This is a genomic window from Gordonia sp. YY1 (assembly GCF_009872315.1).
Lineage (GTDB): Bacteria > Actinomycetota > Actinomycetes > Mycobacteriales > Mycobacteriaceae > Gordonia > Gordonia amicalis.
Window position 1 is genome coordinate 58,735 of sequence record NZ_WXYI01000014.1, and the last position, 22,477, is coordinate 81,211.

The 22,477-nt window shown below is 66.7% G+C and carries 23 protein-coding genes; 11 read left to right on the forward strand and 12 right to left on the reverse strand.

What is annotated here, in order from left to right; all coding sequences use genetic code 11:
* Positions 1-87 precede the first annotated feature (87 nt).
* Positions 88-900, forward strand: coding sequence for a mycofactocin-coupled SDR family oxidoreductase (locus BPODLACK_RS17160; RefSeq protein WP_024499659.1), 813 nt, complete (start codon positions 88-90; stop codon positions 898-900).
* 17 nt (positions 901-917) lie between these two features.
* Here the strand turns inward: BPODLACK_RS17160 and BPODLACK_RS17165 are convergent, their stop codons facing one another.
* Positions 918-1,937 (reverse strand): LacI family DNA-binding transcriptional regulator, encoded by a 1,020-nt coding sequence (locus tag BPODLACK_RS17165; protein WP_159405787.1) that lies wholly within the window; start codon positions 1,935-1,937, stop codon positions 918-920.
* A 128-nt stretch (positions 1,938-2,065) separates the two neighbouring features.
* Here BPODLACK_RS17165 and BPODLACK_RS17170 point away from each other — a divergent pair, with 128 nt between their 5' ends.
* Both BPODLACK_RS17170 and BPODLACK_RS17175 read left to right on the forward strand, forming a co-directional pair.
* Positions 2,066-3,238, forward strand: coding sequence for an acyl-CoA dehydrogenase family protein (locus BPODLACK_RS17170; protein WP_159405788.1), 1,173 nt, complete (start codon positions 2,066-2,068; stop codon positions 3,236-3,238).
* 212 nt (positions 3,239-3,450) lie between these two features.
* Complete coding sequence (locus BPODLACK_RS17175; protein WP_159405789.1) at positions 3,451-4,134, forward strand: GAF and ANTAR domain-containing protein; 684 nt, start codon at positions 3,451-3,453, stop codon at positions 4,132-4,134.
* A gap of 25 nt (positions 4,135-4,159) precedes the next feature.
* Here BPODLACK_RS17175 and BPODLACK_RS17180 read toward each other — a convergent pair whose 3' ends face one another.
* Positions 4,160-4,603, reverse strand: coding sequence for an STAS domain-containing protein (locus tag BPODLACK_RS17180; RefSeq protein WP_024499663.1), 444 nt, complete (start codon positions 4,601-4,603; stop codon positions 4,160-4,162).
* 416 nt (positions 4,604-5,019) lie between these two features.
* Here BPODLACK_RS17180 and BPODLACK_RS17185 point away from each other — a divergent pair, with 416 nt between their 5' ends.
* Complete coding sequence (locus tag BPODLACK_RS17185) at positions 5,020-5,826, forward strand: SigB/SigF/SigG family RNA polymerase sigma factor (protein WP_159405790.1); 807 nt, start codon at positions 5,020-5,022, stop codon at positions 5,824-5,826.
* A gap of 83 nt (positions 5,827-5,909) precedes the next feature.
* Here the strand turns inward: BPODLACK_RS17185 and BPODLACK_RS17190 are convergent, their stop codons facing one another.
* Together BPODLACK_RS17190 and BPODLACK_RS17195 are read right to left on the reverse strand one after the other, a co-directional pair.
* The gene (locus BPODLACK_RS17190) at positions 5,910-7,088 is read right to left on the reverse strand and encodes a zinc-dependent alcohol dehydrogenase (protein WP_159405791.1); all 1,179 of its coding nucleotides are present in this window, start codon (positions 7,086-7,088) and stop codon (positions 5,910-5,912) included.
* 4 nt (positions 7,089-7,092) lie between these two features.
* Positions 7,093-7,527: a hypothetical protein gene (locus BPODLACK_RS17195; RefSeq protein ID WP_024499666.1), complete on the reverse strand. Its 435-nt coding sequence runs from the start codon at positions 7,525-7,527 to the stop codon at positions 7,093-7,095.
* Between the two features lie 314 nt (positions 7,528-7,841).
* Between BPODLACK_RS17195 and BPODLACK_RS17200 the strand changes: the two genes are divergently transcribed.
* Complete coding sequence (locus BPODLACK_RS17200; protein ID WP_024499667.1) at positions 7,842-8,267, forward strand: anti-sigma factor; 426 nt, start codon at positions 7,842-7,844, stop codon at positions 8,265-8,267.
* Positions 8,268-8,277: 10 nt separating this feature from the next.
* Here the strand turns inward: BPODLACK_RS17200 and BPODLACK_RS17205 are convergent, their stop codons facing one another.
* The 5 genes from BPODLACK_RS17205 to BPODLACK_RS17225 form a co-directional block, all read right to left on the reverse strand.
* Positions 8,278-9,156: a glycosyltransferase family 2 protein gene (locus tag BPODLACK_RS17205; protein ID WP_159405792.1), complete on the reverse strand. Its 879-nt coding sequence runs from the start codon at positions 9,154-9,156 to the stop codon at positions 8,278-8,280.
* On the reverse strand, positions 9,153-10,130 hold the full coding sequence (locus BPODLACK_RS17210) for a hypothetical protein (RefSeq protein WP_159405793.1): 978 nt from the start codon (positions 10,128-10,130) through the stop codon (positions 9,153-9,155). Before BPODLACK_RS17210 ends, BPODLACK_RS17205 begins: the two co-directional genes overlap by 4 nt.
* Positions 10,127-11,236 carry a glycosyltransferase family 4 protein gene (locus BPODLACK_RS17215; RefSeq protein WP_159405794.1) on the reverse strand — a complete coding sequence of 370 codons (1,110 nt, stop codon included), beginning with the start codon at positions 11,234-11,236 and terminating at the stop codon, positions 10,127-10,129. The genes BPODLACK_RS17210 and BPODLACK_RS17215 overlap by 4 nt, the downstream gene beginning before the upstream one ends.
* Positions 11,229-12,395 (reverse strand): glycosyltransferase, encoded by a 1,167-nt coding sequence (locus BPODLACK_RS17220; protein ID WP_024499671.1) that lies wholly within the window; start codon positions 12,393-12,395, stop codon positions 11,229-11,231. Before BPODLACK_RS17220 ends, BPODLACK_RS17215 begins: the two co-directional genes overlap by 8 nt.
* A 160-nt stretch (positions 12,396-12,555) precedes the next feature.
* Positions 12,556-13,203, reverse strand: coding sequence for a PAS and ANTAR domain-containing protein (locus BPODLACK_RS17225; protein ID WP_159405826.1), 648 nt, complete (start codon positions 13,201-13,203; stop codon positions 12,556-12,558).
* 250 nt (positions 13,204-13,453) lie between these two features.
* Here BPODLACK_RS17225 and BPODLACK_RS23615 point away from each other — a divergent pair, with 250 nt between their 5' ends.
* The 5 genes from BPODLACK_RS23615 (at position 13,454) to BPODLACK_RS17250 (ending at position 18,065) form a co-directional block, all read left to right on the forward strand.
* On the forward strand, positions 13,454-13,603 hold the full coding sequence (locus tag BPODLACK_RS23615) for a hypothetical protein (protein ID WP_232513026.1): 150 nt from the start codon (positions 13,454-13,456) through the stop codon (positions 13,601-13,603).
* Positions 13,604-13,749: 146 nt separating this feature from the next.
* Entirely contained in the window at positions 13,750-14,613 is an 864-nt protein-coding gene (locus BPODLACK_RS17235; protein ID WP_024499673.1) for an SDR family oxidoreductase, read from the forward strand.
* Positions 14,528-16,087 carry an FAD-dependent oxidoreductase gene (locus BPODLACK_RS17240; RefSeq protein WP_328722440.1) on the forward strand — a complete coding sequence of 520 codons (1,560 nt, stop codon included), beginning with the start codon at positions 14,528-14,530 and terminating at the stop codon, positions 16,085-16,087. Before BPODLACK_RS17235 ends, BPODLACK_RS17240 begins: the two co-directional genes overlap by 86 nt.
* 13 nt (positions 16,088-16,100) lie before the next feature.
* The gene (locus BPODLACK_RS17245; RefSeq protein WP_159405795.1) at positions 16,101-16,889 is read left to right on the forward strand and encodes a PaaI family thioesterase; all 789 of its coding nucleotides are present in this window, start codon (positions 16,101-16,103) and stop codon (positions 16,887-16,889) included.
* Positions 16,890-17,135: 246 nt separating this feature from the next.
* Positions 17,136-18,065 (forward strand): phytanoyl-CoA dioxygenase family protein, encoded by a 930-nt coding sequence (locus BPODLACK_RS17250; RefSeq protein ID WP_096274698.1) that lies wholly within the window; start codon positions 17,136-17,138, stop codon positions 18,063-18,065.
* 61 nt (positions 18,066-18,126) lie between these two features.
* Here BPODLACK_RS17250 and BPODLACK_RS17255 read toward each other — a convergent pair whose 3' ends face one another.
* Genes BPODLACK_RS17255 through BPODLACK_RS17265 form a run of 3 tightly spaced genes read right to left on the reverse strand, consistent with a single transcriptional unit; the run spans position 18,127 to position 21,152 of the window.
* Positions 18,127-19,266, reverse strand: a complete 1,140-nt coding sequence (locus BPODLACK_RS17255; protein WP_024499677.1) for a CoA transferase — start codon at positions 19,264-19,266, stop codon at positions 18,127-18,129.
* A gap of 31 nt (positions 19,267-19,297) precedes the next feature.
* The gene (locus BPODLACK_RS17260; protein ID WP_159405796.1) at positions 19,298-20,317 is read right to left on the reverse strand and encodes a MaoC family dehydratase; all 1,020 of its coding nucleotides are present in this window, start codon (positions 20,315-20,317) and stop codon (positions 19,298-19,300) included.
* On the reverse strand, positions 20,310-21,152 hold the full coding sequence (locus tag BPODLACK_RS17265; RefSeq protein WP_236577704.1) for an HpcH/HpaI aldolase/citrate lyase family protein: 843 nt from the start codon (positions 21,150-21,152) through the stop codon (positions 20,310-20,312). Before BPODLACK_RS17265 ends, BPODLACK_RS17260 begins: the two co-directional genes overlap by 8 nt.
* Positions 21,153-21,325: 173 nt before the next feature.
* Between BPODLACK_RS17265 and BPODLACK_RS17270 the strand changes: the two genes are divergently transcribed.
* Positions 21,326-22,477 carry an acyl-CoA dehydrogenase family protein gene (locus BPODLACK_RS17270; RefSeq protein WP_024499680.1) on the forward strand — a complete coding sequence of 384 codons (1,152 nt, stop codon included), beginning with the start codon at positions 21,326-21,328 and terminating at the stop codon, positions 22,475-22,477.

Genomic DNA, 22,477 nt, shown 5'->3' on the forward strand with positions numbered 1-22,477 from the left:
CGCGTCCGGCCGTCGTCGGTAGGGTCGGCCAGTATGCAGTCGGTCGACTGATCACGGACCCGACATCTACGGCAGACAAGGATCGGCATGGCGCGTTTGGCGGACAAGGTTGCGTTCATCACGGGCGTCGCCCGAGGACAGGGGCGAGCCCACGCGGTACGGCTCGCGTCCGAGGGGGCACAGATCATCGGCGTCGACGTCGTCGGACCGCTTCCGGGCGTTCCGTATGATCCGGCCACCGAGGACGATCTCGCCGAGACCCAGCGTCTGGTCGAGGACCTCGGCGCCAAGGCCATTCTCACCCGCTGCGACACAAGAGATCTCGACGGTCTTCGGGCGGCGGTTGCCGATGGGGTCGAGGAGCTCGGCGGGCTCGACGTCGTCGTCGCCAACGCGGGTATCTGCATCCCCGAGACCTGGGACGAGGTGACCCCGCAGAGCTTTCGCGACACCATGGACATCAATGTGACCGGCGTCTGGAACACCGTCACCGCCTCGGCTCCCCACCTCATCGGCCGTGGCGGGGGATCGGTCGTCCTGATCAGTTCGCTCGCCGGGAAGAAGCTGCAGCCGTTCATGGTTCACTACACGACGAGCAAGCACGCGCTCGTCGGGATGTCGCGCGCCTTCGCCGCGGAGTTGGGGCAGCACGACATTCGTGTCAACACCGTCCATCCCGGCGCGGTGATCACGCCGATGGGCTCGGGCCGCATGGTCGAACGCATCGAGGAGACGAACAAGGCCAACCCGCGCCTTGCCGGGATGGGCATGACATTCCTCAACCAGTTCGCCGCCGAGGCCGACGAGGTCGCCGGCGTGGTGGCCTTCCTGGCATCGGACGAGTCGAAGTTCATCACCGCCGAGGAGATCTCGATCGACGGCGGCGCGCAGCATTTCTGATACGCGGCGCGCGGCTTTCAGGTGGTTCCGCGTGCCATCAGCTCGACCGGCAGGCGCCGCGACTCGACGTCGCGTCCCGCGATCAGATCGAGCAACCCGCGCACCGCGGTCTGCCCGATCTCCAGGGCGGGGGAGTGGATCGTGGTGAGCGGCACCGGAAGCTGCGCGGCGATCGGGATGTCGTTGTAGCCGACGAGGGCCAGGTCCTCGGGGACACGTAGTCCGAGGTCGCGGGCGACGCCGAGCACACCGACGGCGATGGTGTCGGACACCGCGAAGATCCCCCGCGGCCGGTTCGGTGCGTCGAGCAGAACCTGCCCGGCCTCGGTGCCGCCGCGCACCTCGAAACTCGATGCGACGACCCGAGAGTCGGGAAGTTCGATACCTGCCGCCGTGGTCTCGGCCCGGAAGCCGGCGAGTCGATCCGTTGCCGTCGTCGCGTGGGCCGGACCGGCGATGACGGCGAGGTCGGTGTACCCGCGATCGATCAGGTGCCGTGCGGCGAGGGCGCCGCCGCGCACGTCGTCGCCGCCGACGAAGGGGAGTCCGGCGTCTGCGTGCCGGGTCAGGGTCAGCATCGGTACGTCGCCGACCCGCAACGAGGCGATGAACTTCCGGCCCGGGCGATGCAATCCGCTGAGGAGGAGACCGTCGACCTGCCGTCCCACGAGCAGTTCGATAGCCGCACGCTGGGCTTCCGGGTCGTCGGGCGGACTGGACAGGAGCACCGAGTAGCCGGCGCGGGTCGCCTCCTGCTCGATGCCCTGGTAGGTCGTGGCGACCACGCCGTCGGTGAGTCGGGTCATCACGACGCCGAGGGTGGTGGTCTTGCGGGTGCGGAGACTCGCCGCCCACAGATTGCGCTGGTAGCCCAGCTCGTCGGCGACCTCGCGGACCCTCAGTGCCGACTCCGACCAGCCGTCGGCGGGTTCCGACTGTCGCAGCACCCGGGACGCCGTCGACACATGGACCCCCGCGCGTCGGGCGATCTCCTTGAGCGTCGGCGTCCGCTGACCACCGGCCACGCTGGTCCCCATTCCTGTCGAGTGCCTCTGTTGACGCTGCGCGTCGGACCCCTTACGTTAGTCCATGCAAACGTTCTCGCAAACGTTCTCGACGGACTTGTAGGATCAGTTCTACGCCGCCCGACTCCCCGGAGGTTCCGATGTCTCGCCCCAGCACTCTGACCCAGCTCTTCGCCCTGGACTCGTTGCTCGACGCCGACGAGATCGCGATCCGCGACACCGTCCGCGACTTCGCCGACGCGCGTCTGCGGCCGCACATCGCCGACTGGTTCGAGGACGCGAGACTCCCGGCCCGCGAGATCGCCAAGGAACTCGGTCAGATCGGCGCGCTCGGTATGCACCTCGAGGGCTACGGCTGCCCGGGCATGAGTGCCACCGCCTACGGTCTCGCCTGCCTCGAACTCGAGGCCGTCGACTCCGGTATCCGCAGCCTGGTGTCGGTGCAGGGCTCGCTCGCGATGTTCTCCATCCACCACTGGGGTTCGGAGGAGCAGAAGAACGAGTGGCTGCCGCGCATGGCCGCCGGTGACGCGATCGGATGTTTCGGCCTGACCGAACCCGATTTCGGGTCCAACCCGTCCGGCATGCGCACCAACGCCAAGCGCGACGGCGGTGACTGGCTGCTCAACGGCACCAAGATGTGGATCACCAACGGCTCGATCGCCGACGTCGCGGTCGTGTGGGCCCAGACCGATGAGGGCATCCGCGGCTTCGTGGTCCCCACCGACACCCCCGGGTTCTCCGCGCCGGAGATCCACAAGAAGATGTCGCTGCGCGCGTCCGTGACCTCCGAACTCGTCCTCGACAACGTCCGCCTGCCGGAATCCGCCGTGCTGCCGAAGGCACAGGGCCTGCGCGGCCCGCTGACCAGCCTGGGTGAGGCCCGGTTCGGCATCATTTTCGGTGCGATCGGCGCCGCCCGCGACTGCCTCGAGACCGCCATCGACTACGCCCGGTCCCGCGAGGTCTTCGACAAGCCGCTCGCCGGGTACCAGCTCACCCAGGCCAAGATCGCCGACATGGCACTCGAGGTCGGCAAAGGGCATCTGCTGGCCTACCACCTCGGCCGTCTGAAGGACCGCGGCGAGATCACCCCCGAACAGGTGAGCACCGGCAAGCTCAACAACACCCGAGAGGCCATCAAGATCGCCCGCGAATGCCGAACCATCTTGGGCGCCAACGGCATCACGCTCGAGTACCCGGTCATTCGGCACGCCAACAACCTCGAGTCCGTCCTCACCTACGAGGGCACCTCCGAGGTCCACCAGCTCACCATCGGACGTGCCCTCACCGGCGAAACCGCGTTCCGCTGAGGTAGTCCCACCCCTTTTCCGCCATACCACCCACTCGGGGGTGACGTTGCGGAAAAGGGGTGGATTTGCGAGCTGGACGGGTGGAGATCGTCCAGTGCACTGAAACCCCGTTCAGGGGGTTTGCAGGCGGTACGTTGGGTACTCGGGTTCGTATAGTCACGGCGGCCATGGACGGTCCCGCTACGCCCCGCCCGCCGGGAAGGAGTTCGATCGTGACCGACGCGAACGACGACGTCCATCTCCGCATCGCGGAGATGGCTCGGGAGCTGCACGGGGACGACGCCGACGACGAACTGGTGGCCAAGACCATCGTCGAGGGTGCGGTGTCGGAGATCCCCGGTGCCCAATACGCCGGACTCACGGTCGCGACGGATCGACGATCCATCGAGTCCTTCGGTTCGACGCACGAGATCGCAGAATTGCATGATCGCATCCAGGCGGAGGTCGGTGAGGGACCGTGCCTTTCGGCTGCCCTCCACGACCGGGTTGTCCGCGTCGACGATCTCGAGAAGGACGAGCGGTGGCCGGTATACCGGAGTCGCGCGATGGACGAGGTGCCGATCCGTTCCGTGCTGTCCTTCCAACTCTTCGCCAATCAGAACAAGATCGGTGCGCTCAACCTCTTCGCGGATGAGCCGCAGGTCTTCGACCTACACGCCGAGGACATCGGCGTTGTCTACGCCACCCACGCCGCGTTGGCCTGGAACACCATCAAGAAGGACCATCAGTTCCACAGCGCCCTCGCCAACCGCGATGTGATCGGCCAGGCGAAGGGCATCCTGATGGAGCGTTTCAGCATCGATGCCGTGGCGGCTTTCGAGCTGTTGAAGAAGCTGTCCCAGGAATCGAACACCAAGCTCGTCGAGATAGCGCGGCAGATCACCCTGAAGAGGTGACCTGCCGGGGCGAGCCGGCGGAGTTCTACTCGAAGGTAGCGAATTCCGTTGCACTGGGACCGATCTCACCTTCGGTGAGCTGGCGTCCGGCGTCGTCGACGGTGTCGAAGACCCGTACGTAGGATGTCATCCCGCAGATCTCCAGTGGACGGCTGACGGTTCGTTCGCCAACCAGGACAACGGGAATCGATCGCTCGGTGGCGTCGTCGACGAAGGTCTGGAGCAGTACGAGTCCGATCGTGCCGAAGAAGTTCACCGCGGAGAAGTCCAGGACGACGCCATGGACTCGATCACGCGCGACGCGGTCGAGGGCGGCCGCGAAGTCGGCGGCCGTTTCACGGTCGACGCTGCCGGAAAAGCGCTGTACACAATAGGATTTCGCGGAATCGAAGCGCCTGGGTGTGGTTGTCGACGGCCCTCTGCCGGTGTCGAACGCCGAACGGAAGACTGTCGAGGTGGTGAGTGGCATGGATTGCTCGTCTCAGTAGGAAGCGTGCCGAGCGATCGATCGACGATCGAGCCCGGTCAGTGTCCGACGCCGGTGACGGCGCGAGACCCCAAGTTCACGATCGTCCTGAATGGAGATAAACCGTGATGTCGCGTGAGCCGAGGAGCCCTGGGTGCCCTCTCGCTATTACTGTGCAGCTCCTACCTGAACCGCTCTACCAACCCTACGGGTGTTTCGAGTGCCGAACAAGGTCGAGAAGGTTACGTTCGTAGGTTTCGGAATCCCGCATCGTGAGACGCCGTAGCTGGACCTGCGCCGTAGAACGTGGTTGTCTAGTAGCGATGTGCGTCGAGTCGCGTGCGCACATCGCAATCCATGCTAGATGGGGCAGTAGTCAGCCCATCGGTCGCAAGATCAGAACGTCTGGGTGGTGACAAATGGCGGCACAAGAACGCGCCGAGCACGACGATTACAGCGACGTCCTCCCGATACTGCGTGAGATCCGCAGTGAACGCGATGACGATTTACGTGCGAAAAAACGCGACGAAGTGATCGAGCGGTGTCTACCGCTCGCCGATCATGTCGCACGACGGTTCTCCGATCGTGGTGAACCGGTCGACGATCTCCGCCAGGTGGCGCGGATCGGTCTCATGCACGCAGTCGACAGATTCGATGTCGAGCGTGGCAACAATTTCCTCGCCTTTGCCGTTCCGACGGTGATGGGTGAGGTCAAGAGGTATTTCCGTGACAGCACGTGGTCGATCAGAGTGCCACGCCGTGCGCAGGAGGCCTCACTCAACATCGCGAAGGCCAGCGAGGAGCTCTTGCAATCCCTCGGTAGGTCACCGCGGCCGAGTGAGATCGCCGAGCACCTCGGACTACCGGTCAGCGAGGTCATCGAAGGGATGGTCGCGCGGTCGGCGTACACAGCGAGTTCCATAGATGCCGAGGCGGGTTCGTCCACCGACGGCTGGACGCTCGCCGACACTCTGGGTGACGAGGACGAGCGACTCGACATGATCGAGGAGTTCGTGACCCTCCAGCCGGCGCTCAAGCGGCTCACCGAACGCGAACGGACGATCCTCACCCTGCGGTTCTTCCGTTCGATGTCCCAGAGTGAGATCGCCCGGCACGTCGGGATCTCACAGATGCATGTGTCGAGGCTTCTCACCCGGATTCTCGACACGCTGCGTGAAGAGGTTGCCGACGACGAGTACGAGGAGCCCCTGCTCAAGCACGCGTAACCACTGCGGTCCACCAACTGCGGTCACACGCTCGGGTACCGAGGGCCCGCGCCGGAGGCATCGGCGCGGGCCCTCGGTCTCGGTCAGGGCTTCAGGATGACCTTGACCATCCCGTCGGCCTTGCGCTGGAACTTGGCGTAGGCGTCGGGTGCCTCGCCGAGCGGGAGCTCATGCGTCGCGAAGGTGTCGACACCGAGCGGGTCCTCATCCGTCAGCAGCGGAAGGATGTCGTCGACCCACCGCTTCACGTTGGCCTGTCCCATGTGGAGCCGGATCTGCTTGTCGAACATCGTCAGCATCGGCAACGGGTCGGCGGCACCGCCGTACACGCCGGACAAGGAGATCGTCCCGCTGCGCTTGACGATGTCGATGGCGGAATAGAGCGCGCCCAGCCGGTCGAGACCCGCCTCCGACATCGCCTTACGCGCGATCGCGTCGGGGAGCAGACCAACGACGGTCTGCATGGCCTTGTTCAGTGGTGAACCGTGGGCTTCCATGCCGACGGCGTCGATGACCGAGTCCGTGCCCAGTCCACCGGTGAGGTCGCGAATCGCCTCGCCGACATCGTCCACGTCGTCCATGTTGACCGTCTCGATGCCGCGCGCCTGTGCACGCGCGATGCGCTCGGGCACGCGATCTACGCCGATCACCCGCGCGCCCTTGTGGGCGGCGATACGTGCGGCCATGTCACCGATGGGTCCGAGTCCGAGGACGGTCACCGTTCCGCCGCTGGGGATTTCGGCGTACTCGACGGCTTGCCATGCCGTCGGGAGAACGTCCGACAGGTACACATAGCGGGAATCCGGGTTCTCCACCGGCACCTTGATGTGGGTGAACTGTGCCTGCGGCACACGGAGATACTCCGCCTGCCCGCCCGGCACCGAGCCATAGAGCTGCGAGTAGCCGAAGAGTGCCGCCCCCGTGCCCTGGTCGGTGACGCGGGTGGTCGAACACTGCGTCATGAATCCGTCATTACAGAACTGGCATGAGCCGCAGGAGATCTGGAACGGGATGACGACGCGATCCCCGACCCGTAGATCCCCGGTGTCGGAACCGACCTCCTCGACGATCCCCATCGGCTCGTGGCCGAGGATGTCCCCCGCGTTCATGAACGGACCGAGCACCTCGTAGAGGTGCAGATCGGAACCGCAGATGTTGGTCGAGGTGACCTTGATGATGGCGTCCGTCGGTTCGATGATCTTCGGATCGGGCACAGTCTCCACCGATACGTTTCGCTTGCCCTGCCAGGTCACTGCGCGCATGCTTTCAGGCCTTTCCGTGGTCGTTGTGGTCTTCGCGGCGTTCTACCCGCGCCCGTTCGTGCTTGCCGTCGTGGTCGACGGGAAAACCGTGGTACCGCTCTTCGTAGCGCTCGGCCTCCTCGGCCGTGGTCTCGGGCTGGATCGGATCCTGGTGGGCTCGTTCGCCGTCGCGACCTGCCCGCCGCCGCAGGAGAACTCGGCTGCCCATGAGGAGGCCGACCGCGAGGAGACCGGCGATGACGGCGCCGATGGCGAGCCAGACGGTCGCGTCCCGGTCGCCGGCACCGGCCGCGATCGCCATACCGCCGAGCACCAGCATCAGTCCGAGACAGAAGATTCCGAGAAGACCGATGGCGTTGAGTCCGCGCGACTTCCGGGCCGGTCGTCGGGCGATGGCTTCGCGCGAGGCGACCTCCCGTTCAGGTGTGAGATCTGGCATAGCTGTCCCTTCGCCAGGTGGTGGTGAACTCCGATGTGACTGTGTCCGTCGGGTACCGCAGGCGCCTCGCGCTGAAACGTCGCCGTTGCGGCCGTCGGCCGTTGTCCCAGATGAGGGCGGGTGGACGTCGCGTTCTGGGGTCGGCGGGTGCAGTCGATTCAGTTGACGCCTCTGCTAACGTCGGAAGACGTGTTTCGGGGAGCACGATCAGCATGTCGGCTGAACAACCACGGTTTGGACGAGACCATCGCGGGGCATTCATGAGCAGACCGATGAAGATCCACTCATATCGACGTGCGAAGAAGACTCACTTGATGACCGACTCCGACGCCACTTCCCAGCTATCGATCGAAGGCAGTCTGCCAACGGTGCTGCGGGTCCCGGCGGCCACTGATCGACTTGCGCTGGTGCGCGCGCTGGTCGAGACGGCTCTGTACATCGACGACTGGTCGCTCGACGACGTGATCGACGCGAAGGTCGCGGTGGACGAGATCTGCTCACAGATAATCTCCGCAGCAGCCGAGAGCTCCTCGATGGAGGTCACTCTGCACCTCGCTTCCAACGGCGTGGTCGGGGAGGTCCGGGGTCAGCTCGTGGATGGCGTCGAGCTGGACGAGTCGACGTTCGGATGGCGAGTCGTCCAGACCGTCACCGACACCCACGCGATCAGTTACGCGGAATCGTCGCCCGCCGAGGCGACTCGCGACGTGACCATCAGGTTCTCGAAGGTCCGGAAGTAAGTCCGGCCAATCATCTGCTCAACCGTTCGACCGTAGTCCGGCGCCAGTCGTCGACGGTCTCGTCGTAGGTGATGAGGTCCTGTCGCGCGAAGGCGTTCAACCATCCCTCCATGGGCCATCGGTCCCACCGCCGGTGGAACACTCGCGCATTGCGGAGGATGTCCTCGAGGTGCTCGACGGGCGGGTCCGACACCGCATGGTGCTGGTGGTACGCGTGGGCGGCGCCGACCCAGGCGATGCGAAAGCCGTTGCGTGCGGCGCACATCGCGAAGTCGGTGTCCTCTCCTCCGTAGCCTCGGTAACCGATGTGGAACCCGCCGATCCTGAGCCAGTCGATCGAGCGGACGGCGAAGGACAGCGACCAGAACAGTGTCATCTCGGAGGACAGTTGAGTCTGGCACGGCCCAGGCACCGGACGCGCGGGATGTGGGTCGGTGAAGTGGTGGAGCTCTCGTGCGTCGAACACCTCCTGGTCGCGTGGCAGGTAGGTCACGGGCCCGCAATAGAGGAGACGCAGTTCTGGTGTCGCAGCGCATGAGCGGAGATAACGCTGCACCAGGTCCGGCCCGGGGATGCAGTCGACGTCCAGAAACACCAGCAGGGTTGCCCCGGCGTGGATGGCGGCCTGCGCGCCGGTGTTGCGAGCATCGGCGAGCGGCAACGTGCCGGACTCCTCTTTCTCGACGTGGACGACCCGCGTCGGATGCGCCGCGGGAGCCGAATCGGCGACGACCCCATCGATGTCGGGGTCATCGATGGCGACGACGATGTGGACGTCGGGTCGCGCGGTCGAGTGCTCGAACGCCTCGAGTTGCCGGCGCAGATGCAGGTGGCGTCCCGACACGATGGTGATCACCGCGACGGTCTCCTCTGCACTTCCGGTCGTCATCTCGCCACCGCTTCGATGGCGCGGGCCGCCCGTTCGGCGGCGCCGGCGGTCTGCCACCGGGACCACGCCGGTTCGGAATCACCGACCGAATCCACGATCGATCGCCAACGGTCGATGTCGGGCCACGTCGAGGCGACCAGAGCGAGCTCGGAACGCGCGAGAGTGTTCGCGGTGGCGCGCTGCTCGGCGAACGGACGGTCCTCCGGCATGACGACAGCGGGACGTCCAGCCGCGGCGGCATCCGCCACACTCCCCTGCCCAGCGCCGATGACGGTGAGGCGGGCACTGCACAGGAACGGCCACGGGTCGTCGACCCAGGTTCGGAAGGCCGGGCCGAGGCCCACCACCTTGAGATCGGGGAATGCGTCGGCCAGGCCGATCGCCGGATGCGCTGCCCCGGCGTTGCCGCCGGCCCCGCCGAGAACGAGGATGTCGGCGGCGAAGGTCGGGTGGGCGACCTGTGGCCGGCCGTCGAAGCGGGAGATGCCGCCGGTGAAGACCGTCTTGGACAGGTGCTCGACGAGCCAGTCCGGCTGGTACAGGTCGCCGGGCCAGGGAGCGATGATGGCGTCGGCGGCGCGGTAGGCGAGTTGGTGGGGAAGATCGTCGCGCACGCCCGGCATCGCCATGACCACGACCGGTACGCCGAGCAGCCGGAGGAACAGAGTGACCTCCACCGACACGTCGACGACCATCGCGGCCGGCCGCCGCGTCGCGACGAAATCCGCCAGTTGGGCCATCCGGTTGCGCAACCCGGCGTCGTGCCGAGGCGCCCAATGCAGCAGACCGCCGGCGTCGATGTCGGAGGGAGCGGGATCGGCGTCGTCGCGGTCCAGGACGACGACCTCGTCGAAGGCCGGATCGGTCAGTTCGGCGCTCGTGAGTGCGACGATGTCGGTCTGTAAGCGCGCGGCGATGGCGGCGGCCCGCGAACAGTGTCCGCGACCCTGATGGTGGACGTAATAGCCGATCATGCCGAGAACGCCCCGGCAAGTCGGCGGGAGCCTCGGCGCTCTCGCTCGGCCACGAGTTCGGTGTAGATGTCGGTGTACCGGTCGATCATCGCGATGTCGGAACAATGCTGCTCGGCGCGCCGGCGCACCTCCCGTCGGTCGATCGTGAATGCCTTCTCGGCGGCCTCCGCGAGCGCGACGACATCATCGCCCGGGACCAGCATGCCGGCGGTGTCACCGACGATCTCCGGGATGCCGCCGCGAGCGAATCCCGCCACTGGTGTTCCGCAGGCGAGGGATTCGGCGACGACGAGTCCGTAGGGCTCGTCCCACACCGGTGTGACGAGCGCAGCGCCGCACGACCCGACCAGCCGGGCCAGTTCGTGCTGGTGTAGATGACCTTCGTAGCTGACCTGGTCGCCGAGGGCCGGCGCGACGTGATCACGGAAGTAGGTCTTGTCGCTGATCGGTCCGGCGAGCCGGAGCCGACGACCGGCGATTCGGGCGGCCTCGATCGCGAGGTGGGCGCCCTTCTCCGGCACGAGTCGGCCGAACCACACCAGGTCGTCACCGCCGGTGCCGATCGGCCAGTGATTCAGCTGAACACCGTTGTGTACCACCGGTATCGAACCGAGAACATGCGACCACGCGTGGGCGGTGTGCCGGCTCACCGCGACGCACCTGGTATCCGGTGCCAGCGCCAGTGCCGATTCGAGCCACGGCGTGGGCGGGGTGTGCAAGGTGGTGACCATCGGAGTGTCGACGGCTGGACCCATCGCGACCGGCAGGTAGTGCAGGCTGTGGTTGTGGATGACGTCGAAGTCATCCGGGTTCCGGGTGAACGAGAGCATCAGCGACAGATAGGCGTGATGATCGTGCAGCACCTCGATCGGCGGCATCGACACATCCGACCGAGCCGCCGCCGACGGCTCGAACAGGTCGCCACGTAATCGGTCCGACTCGACCGGCAGGTCGCTGCCGGCTCCCGCGAACAGCGTGACCTCGTGACCGGCAAGGGTCAGCGCCCGCGTCAGATGCCAGACGTGGGCTTCGAGGCCGCCGGCGAAGGGCTGTGCGATCGGGTACCGGCTGGACGCGACAACGGCGATTCGGAGCGACTCACTCATGCAGCACCCGGGTGTAGAGGCCCGCGTGGGCTTCGGCGAGTGACAGCCGCTGTGCGCGACGATCGCGCCACATCGCCGGTGCCGGACGAGCGGAATATGCCTGCGCCAGTGCGGCAACCAGCGACTCCGGATCGAAATGGTCCTCGGTGAAGTCGTAGGTGAAGCACTCCTGCTGTTCGTGGTAGAAGCCGCAGCTGGGCGCGATCACCGCGGTGCCCAGGTCGTGGCAGGCCTCCAGCCACCCCGAGTGGGTACCGAACCGGTAGGGCAGGACCGAGACCGAGAGTTTGCCGAGGTAGTCCCACAGCTGATCGTCCGTGTAGTACTCGTGCACCCGCACGCGGGCATACGGGTGGCGCGACAGCGCGAGTGCGGCGGTGCCGAAGTCCGGGTTGTACCAGTGGTTCCCGGGGACGAAGACCTCGTCGTGGAGGTTGATCTGAATCGTCATGTCCGGATAGTCGGAGGCGGCGTCCAGCAGGGTCATGATGACGGGGAGCGGGTCCATGTTGGCGCGCACACTCTTGGCGTGCACGCCGACGATGAACTCGTCGGTCGGTGCCTCGCGGGGGGCGAACCGGGCGGGCGGCACCACATGGGGGTGCGGGAGTACCGCCGCGGACCGACCCCAACGCTGCGAGATCTGTTGGGCCGCACCCGGGGTCAGCGTGATGACCTCGTCCGCGGCCGGGACGAGGAGGTCGAGGACCTCCTCGTGGGCGCCGGGCTCCGGGTGGTGAGGGTTGCGGAGGTCGTGCAGCGTGTAGACGAGCGGCTTGTCGTGACGGTCGAGTTCACCGAGGACGTCGGCCATCACCGACGGTTCGACGGCGTCGAAGCCGAAGTGGATGTGGAACACGTCGAACTCGTTGTGGTGCTCGGCAATCCACCGCGGGTCGAGCATCAACGGCGGCCACCATCCGCCGGGCACCTTGGCGCCGTCAGCAGGCACCGGGTCGGGCAGCCGGGTCACCGACACGGCACCGGTGTCCAGGAGGCTGACCGACCCGTTCACCGGCGAGAGATGCCGGACGTAGACATGCGACTGCGGGACGGAAGCGACGCGGATGTGCGCGGTGCTCGACCGCGTCGTCCGTGAGCTGTGCACCTTCTCGAGGGTTGCCGCACCGCCGAGCTGCCCGATAACACGTCCGTCCACTGTTCCATCCGTTCACTTCGAGACATGAACGGCTGTTGGCTCAACCGGGTCCGCAGGATTGCGGCGTCTTCACCGCAGAATTGCCGAGAGCGGCAGTTGGCTTGCGGATACCCCGGTACGACGATTGTGAAACCCGACGACGATGCGTGTCGGGAAGGTCTCAGTTCTCGTTCTGGTGAGCGTTCAGGAGGAGGTGGTCGAAGGACTGTCGCACCGGGTCGGGAAGCACGACGTACCTGTGGACGCCCGAGACGATGTTCTTGGCCAGCTCGTTGACCTTGACGTTGGCGGTCTGCGAACGCCAGCGCATCACCTCGAACGCGCGCTCGGGACTGACCCCATACGCCATCGAGATCATGCCCTTGGCCTGTTCGATCACGCCCTGGTTCTCGCGGAAGCGGGCGACGTGCTCGTCGACCTGGAACTTGACGGTTTGCTCGTCGTACCCGGTCAGATCGAGGTAGAAGCCCTCGGCTCCGATGGGTACGCCGTGCTCGTCGATGATCTGCTGCGAGACCACCGCGACGTGATGGACCGTGCCGGAGGTATCGATGATGCGATGACGGCTGGAGAACGGCGTGCGTCGGCTCAGCATCGTCGCGACCATCTCGTCGAAGGCGTGGCGGTCGTCGGGATGCTTGTGACCGGCCAGCAGCTCGGTGGTCGGGGTGACCTCACCTGGCTGGTAACCGTGCATCTCGGCCACCTCGTCGGACCACCACCACTCCTCGGTGTCGAAGAGGAACCGGAAGCTGCCGACGTGACGAATCCGAGAATCATCGGCAGGAATGTTGTTGGTCTTTGGCACGGTCACCCCTAGAGCTAAGAAGGCACGCAAAAACGACAGCGCCGGCGGTCTCGGGCGAGATATGAGCTTACCCGGGTTTCATCAGCGGCAAGAATTGGCCCGACCCGTGTCGCGGACCGATCGGAGACATGGACGAACAAGCAGGTCAACGCTCTTGTTTTGGTCGTTCGGTGCTCGGGTAGGCACGGTGCCGTGGCGAACGTACCTGTCGCCGACGAGATCGTTTCCCGAGAAGATTGAGGAGGTCGTGGTGAGCACCGACAGTGAGAGCACCGACGCGACTGCGGCGACGGAGGGAGTCAACCCCGATCTGACCTCGACGGTGGGTGCCGAGGACCTCGACGAGGACCATCTCGCCCGCGATCCGCTCGAGGACGGGATGGACCCGCCGGAGGACTAGTCGGCCAGTGACCGTACCGGGACGACGGCCCGCGAGCAGCGTGAGGGAGAGACGCTCGACGAGAAACTCGATCAGGAGATCCCCGACGAGAATCCCTGAACGCGGTAGCAGGTTTTCGATTGCGGCACAGCGGGCAACCGACGACGATGACCGATCAGGGCAACTCCCCACACGAAGCGAAAACGATTCCCTACCCGGGCGAGACCGGGGACATGCCGGACCGTCCGCGCGACGAGATGCGCGAGTACCGCGGCCGCGACCTGCTGGCCGGCAAGAAGGCGCTGATCACCGGCGGCGACTCGGGTATCGGCCGGGCCACCGCGATCGCCTTCGCCAAGGAAGGGGCCGACGTCGCGATCGCGTACCTCGACGAGGACGAGGACGCGCGCCACACCGTCGCGCTGATCGAGGCCGAGGGTCGCAAGGCGCGCGCCTACCGCGGCGACCTGGGTGACCCGGCCCACTGCGCCGACGTCGTCGAACGCACCGTCGCCGAGCTCGGCGGGCTGAACATCCTGGTGAACAACGTCGCCTACCAGGAGGTCGTCGACGACTTCCTCGAGGTGGACCCCGAACAGTGGTACCGGACGTTCGACGTGAACATCCACAGTTTCTTCCACACCACCCGCGCCGCCGTGCCCCACCTCACCGGTGGTGGCGCGATCATCAACACCTCGTCGATCAACGGATTGCGCGGCAACGACAGTCTCATCGACTACTCGGCGACCAAGGGCGCGGTCCTGGCGTTGACCTATTCGCTCGCACAGTCGTTGCTGGAGAGGAAGATCCGCGTCAACTGCGTCGCGCCCGGACCGGTGTGGACCCCGCTGATCCCGGCGACGATGCCGGCCGAGGCCGTGAAGGACTTCGGGACGCAGGCGCCGATGGGCCGAGCCGCCCAACCCGATGAGATCGCGCCGTCCTATGTGTTCTTCGCGGCCGAGCAGCTGTCGTCCTACTACACCGGCGAGGTGCTCGCCCCGATCGGTGGTGAGACGTTGCCGGGCTGACCGGTGCTCGCCCGCCGGTAGCGCAGTGACCGCGTGCTGCCAGGAACGTCAGGATGACGAACTGAGACGCAACGGTCGAACCATCTCACATCGGTCACCGCTGGCCGATACGCTGTGGCGCATGCATTGCGTTGTCGTGGGTGGGGGACTCGCCGGTCTGGCGTCGGCGGTGTGGCTCGCGGAGGCCGGGCAGCGGGTCACGCTCCTGGAGCGGCGCGGTTCGCTCGGTGGCCGCACCATCTCGATGCCGCTGGCCGCGGTGGACGACGTCCCCGACAACGGGCAACACGTCTTCGCCAGCGGATACGAACACCTCATGCGGTACCTCGAGAGCGTCGGGACCCGCGAACACGTCGAGTTCCCGGGACACATGACGTTCCGGATGCCCGGCGGCGCCACCCGCAAGTCGGCGTTCGGCGGCGTGACCGGACTGCGTGCCGCGATCGGCGACCTCCCCGGGGTGACCGGTGTGGACCGCGTGCGGACCGCGATCGCCCAGGCACGGCTGATCCGGCACGCGTTCCGCCAGCCCGAGTGGCTCGACGAGGTGACCGCCGACGAGTGGTTCCGCCGCATCGGCATGCCACAGTCGGCACGCGACGCACTGTGGGATGGCATCGTCATCGGCCTGACCGGCGACAAGACCGAGATCTCGTCGGCGAAGGTGCCCGCCGATCTGCTCGTCACAGGTGCGCGGCGCGCTCTCGCGACCCGCACCCCGGTCTCCATCGGATTCCCGACCGTCGACCTCGACACCCTGTTCATCGCGGGCGCGGAGAAACGCTTCGCCGACGCCGGCGTCGACGTCCGGCATCGCGCCGTGGTCTCGACGATCGACGTTGCTGACGGCACCGTCACCGGGGTGACACTCGCCGACGGGGAGAAGGTCGCGGCGGATGCGGTCATCTGCGCGGTACCCGTGTGGAGCGTCAAGGGGCTGCTCGACCAGGTCCCGGGACACGAACGGATCTACGAGGCCGTCGACAACCTCACGCCCGTCCCGATCGTGAGCGTCAACCTCTACCTCGACCGGTCGATCGGGATGACCGACTGGGGTGAGATCCTCCACGGCGGTGAGGGAGTGCTGGAACAGGTCTGGGACCGTCAGCGCATGCACGGACGGGAACCGAAGGACAACTGGTTCTACTCGACGACGGTGTCGGCGTCGTATGACCTGATCGGCAAGACCAACGCCGAGATCACCGACATCCAGATGGACATGCTGCGCAGGTACTACCCGCAGGCCGCGGACGCGCAGGTCATCCACAGTCACGTGGTCCGGATGCCGAAATCGACGTTCGCCCAGCGTCCCGGTACCGCGGGAATCCGGCCGGACCAGCGCACCACCGTCGACGGTCTGGCCCTCGCCGGCGACTGGACCAGGACAGACTGGACCACCACGATGGAGGGCGCCTGCCAGAGCGCGGCGCGGGCCGTCGACGTGATCCTGGAGTACGCCGATTCCCGACGCTGAGTAAGTTCGTTCCATGCCGACGACTTCGTCTGACTTCTACCTCGGCGGACCCGAGGTCATGCTGCGGATCAGGGGACTCTCGATGTCCGCCGAACGCGGTGAGGCCCGCATCGAGACCGGGCCGTGGCTCGCCGATCCCGCCGCCGGCGTCACCCGGGCGGCGCTGGCCGTCGTCTGTGACGACGTGACGGGATATGTCGTGGACGCGGGTAGCCCCGAGGGACGCTGGCCGGTGTCCCTCGGGATCCGGATGGACTTCGTCGCCGACCCGCCGCTCGACGGGACGGTCCTCGACGTCACCGGCGAACTCGTCGCCCGCGACGAGCGGGGCGCGATGACCACCGGAAGGATCTCGGATCCCTCCGGTCGCACGATCGCGACGATCGTCCAGCGGTCCCACCTCATCGACGCCCCGACCTCACCGGGTGCACATGCGACTGCCGACGTGCTCGACGCGCCGGCCAGCCCGGTTCGCGACCAGCTCGGCCTGGTCCCCACCGCGCCCGGCGTTCTGACCATGCCCCCGACCTTCCTCTCGGCCAACGGGATGGGCAGCGTGCACGGCGGAATCCTGATCTGCGCCTCCGAACTCGCGGCGATGTCGTCGGTCGAGGCGGACGGGCAGTTGCGCACCACCAGCATCGACATCAGCTATGTCCGCCCGTGCAACGCCGCCGACACCACGACCTTCACGTCGGAGACCCTGCACCGTGGCCGAAGCCTGTCCGTGGTGCGCGTCATATCGGCGAATTCGTCGGGCAAACCGTCGTCGATCGCAACCGTGGTCCTGCAACACATCTGAGATCGCGACGATGCACGGCCTTCGCAACCGGCATACCAGCATGGTTGCGGGGGGCCGCATTTCCCTGGCAGGCTGCACACATACGGCCCTGTCAGGTGCGTGCAGATCATCGCGTGCCTCGTGCGGCCGTATCTTTCGCGGTCCGTTCCCGTGAGACGGATTCGCGCACAACACAATCACCTTGCCTGCCGCCGGAATGCCCTGTCCCGAGCGGCCTGCCGGATGAGGGAAAGGATCGAATCGATCGTGGTAACTCAAACAGCAAGCCAGAACATCGATATCCGCAATGCCCGAACCGAGAGCCTGACCCGAGGCGTCGACGTGTACCGGACCCGTCTCGCCCACCGCAGCCAGATCGAACCGCGACCCCACAACACCGTGTGGGGCAGCATGGGGAACCCGGGGCCGCTGTCGGCGCCCGAGCTGCGCCACTATGCCGACCGCGGGTACCACACCGAGAACAAGGTCCTGTCGGCCGCCGACATCGACGCGTGTCTCCGTGAGGTGTCCGACATCACCGACCGACTCGGGGAGGACGACCGGGTCATCCGTGAGTCCTCGAACGGCGACGTGCGTTCGCTGTTCGCGGTGCACCGCCTCAGCGACATCATCGCCGAGATCTGCGACCGCGACTCGATCCGCGGTGTCGCCGAACAGATCCTGGACGACGAGGTCACAATCCACCAGAGCCGGATCAACCTGAAGCCGGGCTTCGCCGGTGGACCGTTCTACTGGCACTCCGACTTCGAGACCTGGCACGCCGAGGACGGGATGCCCGCACCGCGAGCACTCAGCGTGTCGCTGGCACTCACCCCGAACCTGTCCACCAACGGGCCGCTGATGATCATCCCCGGCTCGCACCGTCGGTTCGTCAGCTGCGTCGGCGCGACACCCGATGGCTACCACCGGGAATCGCTGACCTCGTACCGTCCGCCCTTCGGCACGCCGGACGAGGAGGATGTCGCGACCCTCGCCGACGAACTCGGGATCGACACGATCACCGGCCCCGCGGGTTCGGCGCTCTACTTCGACTCCAACTGCCTGCACGCTTCGGCCGGCAACATCACCCCGTACCCGCGGAGCAACCTCTTCGTCGTGTTCAACGCGAAGTCGAATGCCCTACAGGAACCGTTCGACGGTACGGCACCTCGTCCGGATCACCTGGCGCACAGGTGACCTGAACAGAGTGCGGGATCAGTGCCGGAAGGCGGCACTGATCCCGCACTCTGTTGGGGAGTCAGAAGCCTGTCGAGGATCCCAACTCCGGGGCGGGGCCGGTGAAGTAGTGCTCACCGTCGAACCGGGCCGGGAGACCGCCCGCGAGGTATCTGCCGATACCCGGCTGGTCCAGTTCCGTGAACAGCGGATTCTTCTGTAGAACGCCGGATTCCACCACCTCGTCGAAGGTGCGGTAGCGCTCCGACAGCACCGAACTCTTCGCCAGGGCGGCCTCCACCTCGGCGGTGGAGTGGCGGGCGAACCACGCGGCGAACAGCGGGGTGAGGATTCCGCGGTGGGTGTAGCGGTCTGCTTCCGCGGTGAAGTCCGCACCGAGCGCCTTCTCGACCGCTGCCACCGCATCCCCGGTCTCGGTCATCGCGACCAGGTCCCGGAAGTGGCGCGGGGTGAGGGCGACGAGCATGAAGCGGCCACCGTCGGAGGCGACGAAATCCGTTCCGTACGTGCCGTAGACGTCGTTGCCGGTCGCGGGCCGGCTACCGCCGCCGAGTTGCGGCTCGGTGAGGTAACCGAGCGTTCCCGCGATCGCCAGGGCGGTGTCCTCCAGCGGCAACGTGATCTGAGCGCCGGCACCGGTCTGGTCGCGGCGTCGTACCGCCGCGGTGATCGCGAGGGCGGCGTACAGACCACAGGCCACGTCCCACGCGGGCAGGGCGTGGTTGACCACACCGGCGTAGTCGGTTGGGCCGGTGATCGCCGGGAAACCCAGTGCCGCATTGACGGTGTAGTCGACACCGGGTGTCCCGTCCGTGCGTCCGAGCAGTTCTAGGGTGATGACGTCGGAGCGCTTCGCGGACAGGGTCTCGTGACTCATCCATGCACGACCGCCGGCGTTGGTGACGAGGATGCCGCCACCGGGCCCGCTCTCGGTGACGAGATCCTGGATCAGCTTCTGGCCCTCGGGTTCCCGGAAGTTCGCGGTCACCGACTTCTTGCCGCGGTTGAGGCCGGTCCAGTAGATGGAGTTGCCGTCGGCGGTGACCGGCCACCGGTTGGTGTCGGCGGCGCCGCCGAGGGGGTCGACGCGGATCACCTCGGCGCCGAGCTGGGACAGCGTCAGACCGCACAACGGTGACGCGACGAAGCTCGACACCTCCACGATGCGCAGGCCCTCCAGCGGGCGGGGTGTGGTGCTCATGCGAAAGATCCTCCGAGAAAGGGTGTTCGGGTCAGGCCATCAGGACGTGGTAGCGCCAGTCGAGGACGTCGCGGTCCTCCCCTGCTTGGTCGTCACGGTCGCCGTGGGCGACGACCTTCGATCGGAGGCGCAGGATTCCACCCCCGCCGTCGAGCGGGGTGGCGTCCTCGACGTGGATCTCCGAGCTGAGCGTGTCGCCCTCGCGGACGGGCCCGGTGTGGTCGCACGAGTCCCACGCCACCACGGTGACGAGGTTCGGCAGGGCCCGATTTGCTTGCGACAGAGCGAGTCCAATGGTGTGTCCGCCGTAGACGAGCCGTCCGCCGGCCGCCTTGCCGGCCACTCGCTCGTCGTGGTGGGTGGCGGCGATGTTCAGCGACAGACGCGCGAGTTCCGGTGCGCTGGAGACCACGTCGGCGCTCGAGCGGTAGACGCGTCCGGCCAGCTCGGGGGAGAAATGTTGCCCGCGGACCGATGACCGGTAGGTGGTCAGGTCCCAGTCGGGCAGTGCCGGTTCGGCATCCGCGCCGGGGCCGATGGCGCTCAGGTCGTCGGCGTGCACGGTGCGTCCCGGGTCGGGGGCCGGGGACAGCGGCAGCATCGCGCAGCGGTAGAAGTCGAGAACCGTGGCGCCGTTCTGGTCGGTGGTGACCATGTGCAGGGCGGCCAGACCGGTCGGGGCGCGACCGGGCTTGGACTTGTTCTCCCGCAGCCCGACCACCTCGGTCACGGTGGTGAGGGTGTCGCCGATCTTCGGATAGCTGAGGAAACGCAGCCCACGGTAGAAGAGGTTGGCCTTCACGTGGTGGGTGGCCAGTGTCGACTGTCCGATCGCGACGTCGGTCACCAGGCCGGGATGAGCGAGCGTGCCCTCGCCCAGCACGCGGCCCGCCAGATGTGCATCCAGGGACAGGCGTAGCCGGTCACCCAGGATCGTCTGATGCGACGCGGCGAGCCCGGAGGTCAGCGTCAGCGACGGTGCGTCGTCGAACACCTGCCCGTGGGTCAGTTCGTCGAAGTACGGCCCGCCGACCGCGATCGGCTCACTCATCGACCGCTCCCTTCGCGAGGACTCGGCGCGCGGAGACGGCGAGGGCCTCGTCGAGCATCCGGCCGTCGAGCTCGGCGGCACCGGCGCCTGCGGCGGCTGCTTTCTCCAGTGCCTCGAGTACGCGTCGCGCGTCCTCGATGGCATCCGCGTCCGGAGTGAATATCTGGATCGCACTTGCCAATTGGGCCGGGTGGATCACCCAGGTGCCGTCGAAGCCGAGGTCGCGGACCCAGCGCTTGGCGTCACGGAACGCGTCGTCGTCGGCGATGGTGAGGTGGGGGCCGTCGATCACGTCCACCCCGGCGGCGCGTGCGGCGAGCAGGACCGAGTCCTGTACGACGTGCCAGGTCCGCATCGGCAGTCCTGACGCCCGGCCGAGCGACGCGCCGAGATCGGCATAACCGATCAGAACGGCGTCGAGACGGTCGGTGGCCGCGCAGATCGTTCCGGCGTCGCGAATCCCACGAGGGGTCTCGAGCAGTGCCTGGAGACGAACGGCGGAATCGCCGAGCTGCTTGTCGGCCTCCTGGAGATCACCGGGGGTGTCGGCCTTGGGGAGCACCACCGACGTCAGGTTCGGCATCTGGGCGCAGGCGGCCAGATCGTCCGATGCCCACGGGGTGTCGATGGCGTTGATGCGCAGGGAGACAGCGCGATCAGCCCCGAACTCGGCGACGAGTTCGGCGGCGGCGGTGCGCGCCGAGTCCTTGTTGGCCGGGGTGACCGCGTCCTCGAGGTCGAGGACCACCTCGTCGGCGATGGAGGCCAGCGCCTTGCGTGCCTTGCGGTCGTCGGAGGCCGGCGCCACCAGGACGCCTCGTCTTCTCTGCACCATTGCTCCCAGTGATCGTGTCAACCCGGATGTCGGGTTCAAATGTGCGGCCAAAGTCGTGCCTTCACGGTTCTATCAGACCTCGATGTCCGATGGGAAGGTTGACATAGGTACGGCCTATCGACAAAATGGCCGTACAAATCAGCCCTCCTCGAAGAACACAGGTGAGCCCCTTCATGAGCACGCTGTCAGCGGAAGAATCCTTTCTCGTCGAGACCGTCCGGTCGTTCATCGACCGCGAGGTCAAGCCGACCGTGCAGGAGGTCGAGCACGCCAACGAATATCCCGAGAAGTGGATCGAGCAGATGAAGCAGATCGGCATATACGGTCTGGCCGTGCCCGAGGAGTACGGCGGCTCGCCGGTCTCGATGCCCTGCTACGCGCAGGTCACCCAGGAACTCGCACGCGGCTGGATGAGCCTGGCCGGCGCGATGGGCGGTCACACCGTCGTCGCCAAGCTGCTGACCCTGTTCGGCACCGAGGAGCAGAAGCAGAACTACCTGCCGCGGATGGCCACCGGCGAGATGCGCGCAACCATGGCGCTGACCGAGCCGGGCGGTGGTTCCGACCTGCAGGCGATGTCGACCGTGGCCAAGGAAGACGGCGACGAGCTGGTCATCAGCGGGGCGAAGACCTGGATCAGCAATGCCCGACGCTCCGGGCTGATCGCCCTGCTGTGCAAGACCGACCCGGCCGCACAGCCGCGGCACAGGGGCATCTCGATCGTCCTCGTCGAACACGGTCCCGGACTGACCGTCTCGCGCGACCTGCCCAAGCTCGGTTACAAGGGAGTCGAGAGCTGCGAGCTCTCCTTCGACGGGTACCGCGCACCGAAGTCGGCGATCCTCGGCGCCGTACCCGGCAAGGGCTTCGGCCAGATGATGAAGGGGCTGGAAACCGGCCGCATCCAGGTTGCCTGTCGCGCACTGGGTGTCGCGACCGCAGCACTCGAGGACTCGCTGGCCTATGCGCAGCAGCGCGAGTCCTTCGGGCAGCCCATCTGGAAGCACCAGTCGATCGGCAACTACCTGGCCGACATGGCGACCAAGCTGACCGCGGCCCGGCAGCTCACCTGGCACGCCGCCGAGCAGTACGACCGGGGCGAGCGGTGCGACATGGAAGCCGGCATGGCCAAGCTCTACGCCTCCGAGGTCGCGATGGAGATCGCCCTCAATGCCGTCCGCATCCACGGCGGCTACGGTTACTCCACCGAGTTCGACGTCGAACGGTACTTCCGCGACGCACCGCTGATGATCGTCGGTGAGGGCACCAACGAGATCCAGCGCAACGTGATCGCCGCGCAGCTCGTGGCACGGGGCGGTATCTGA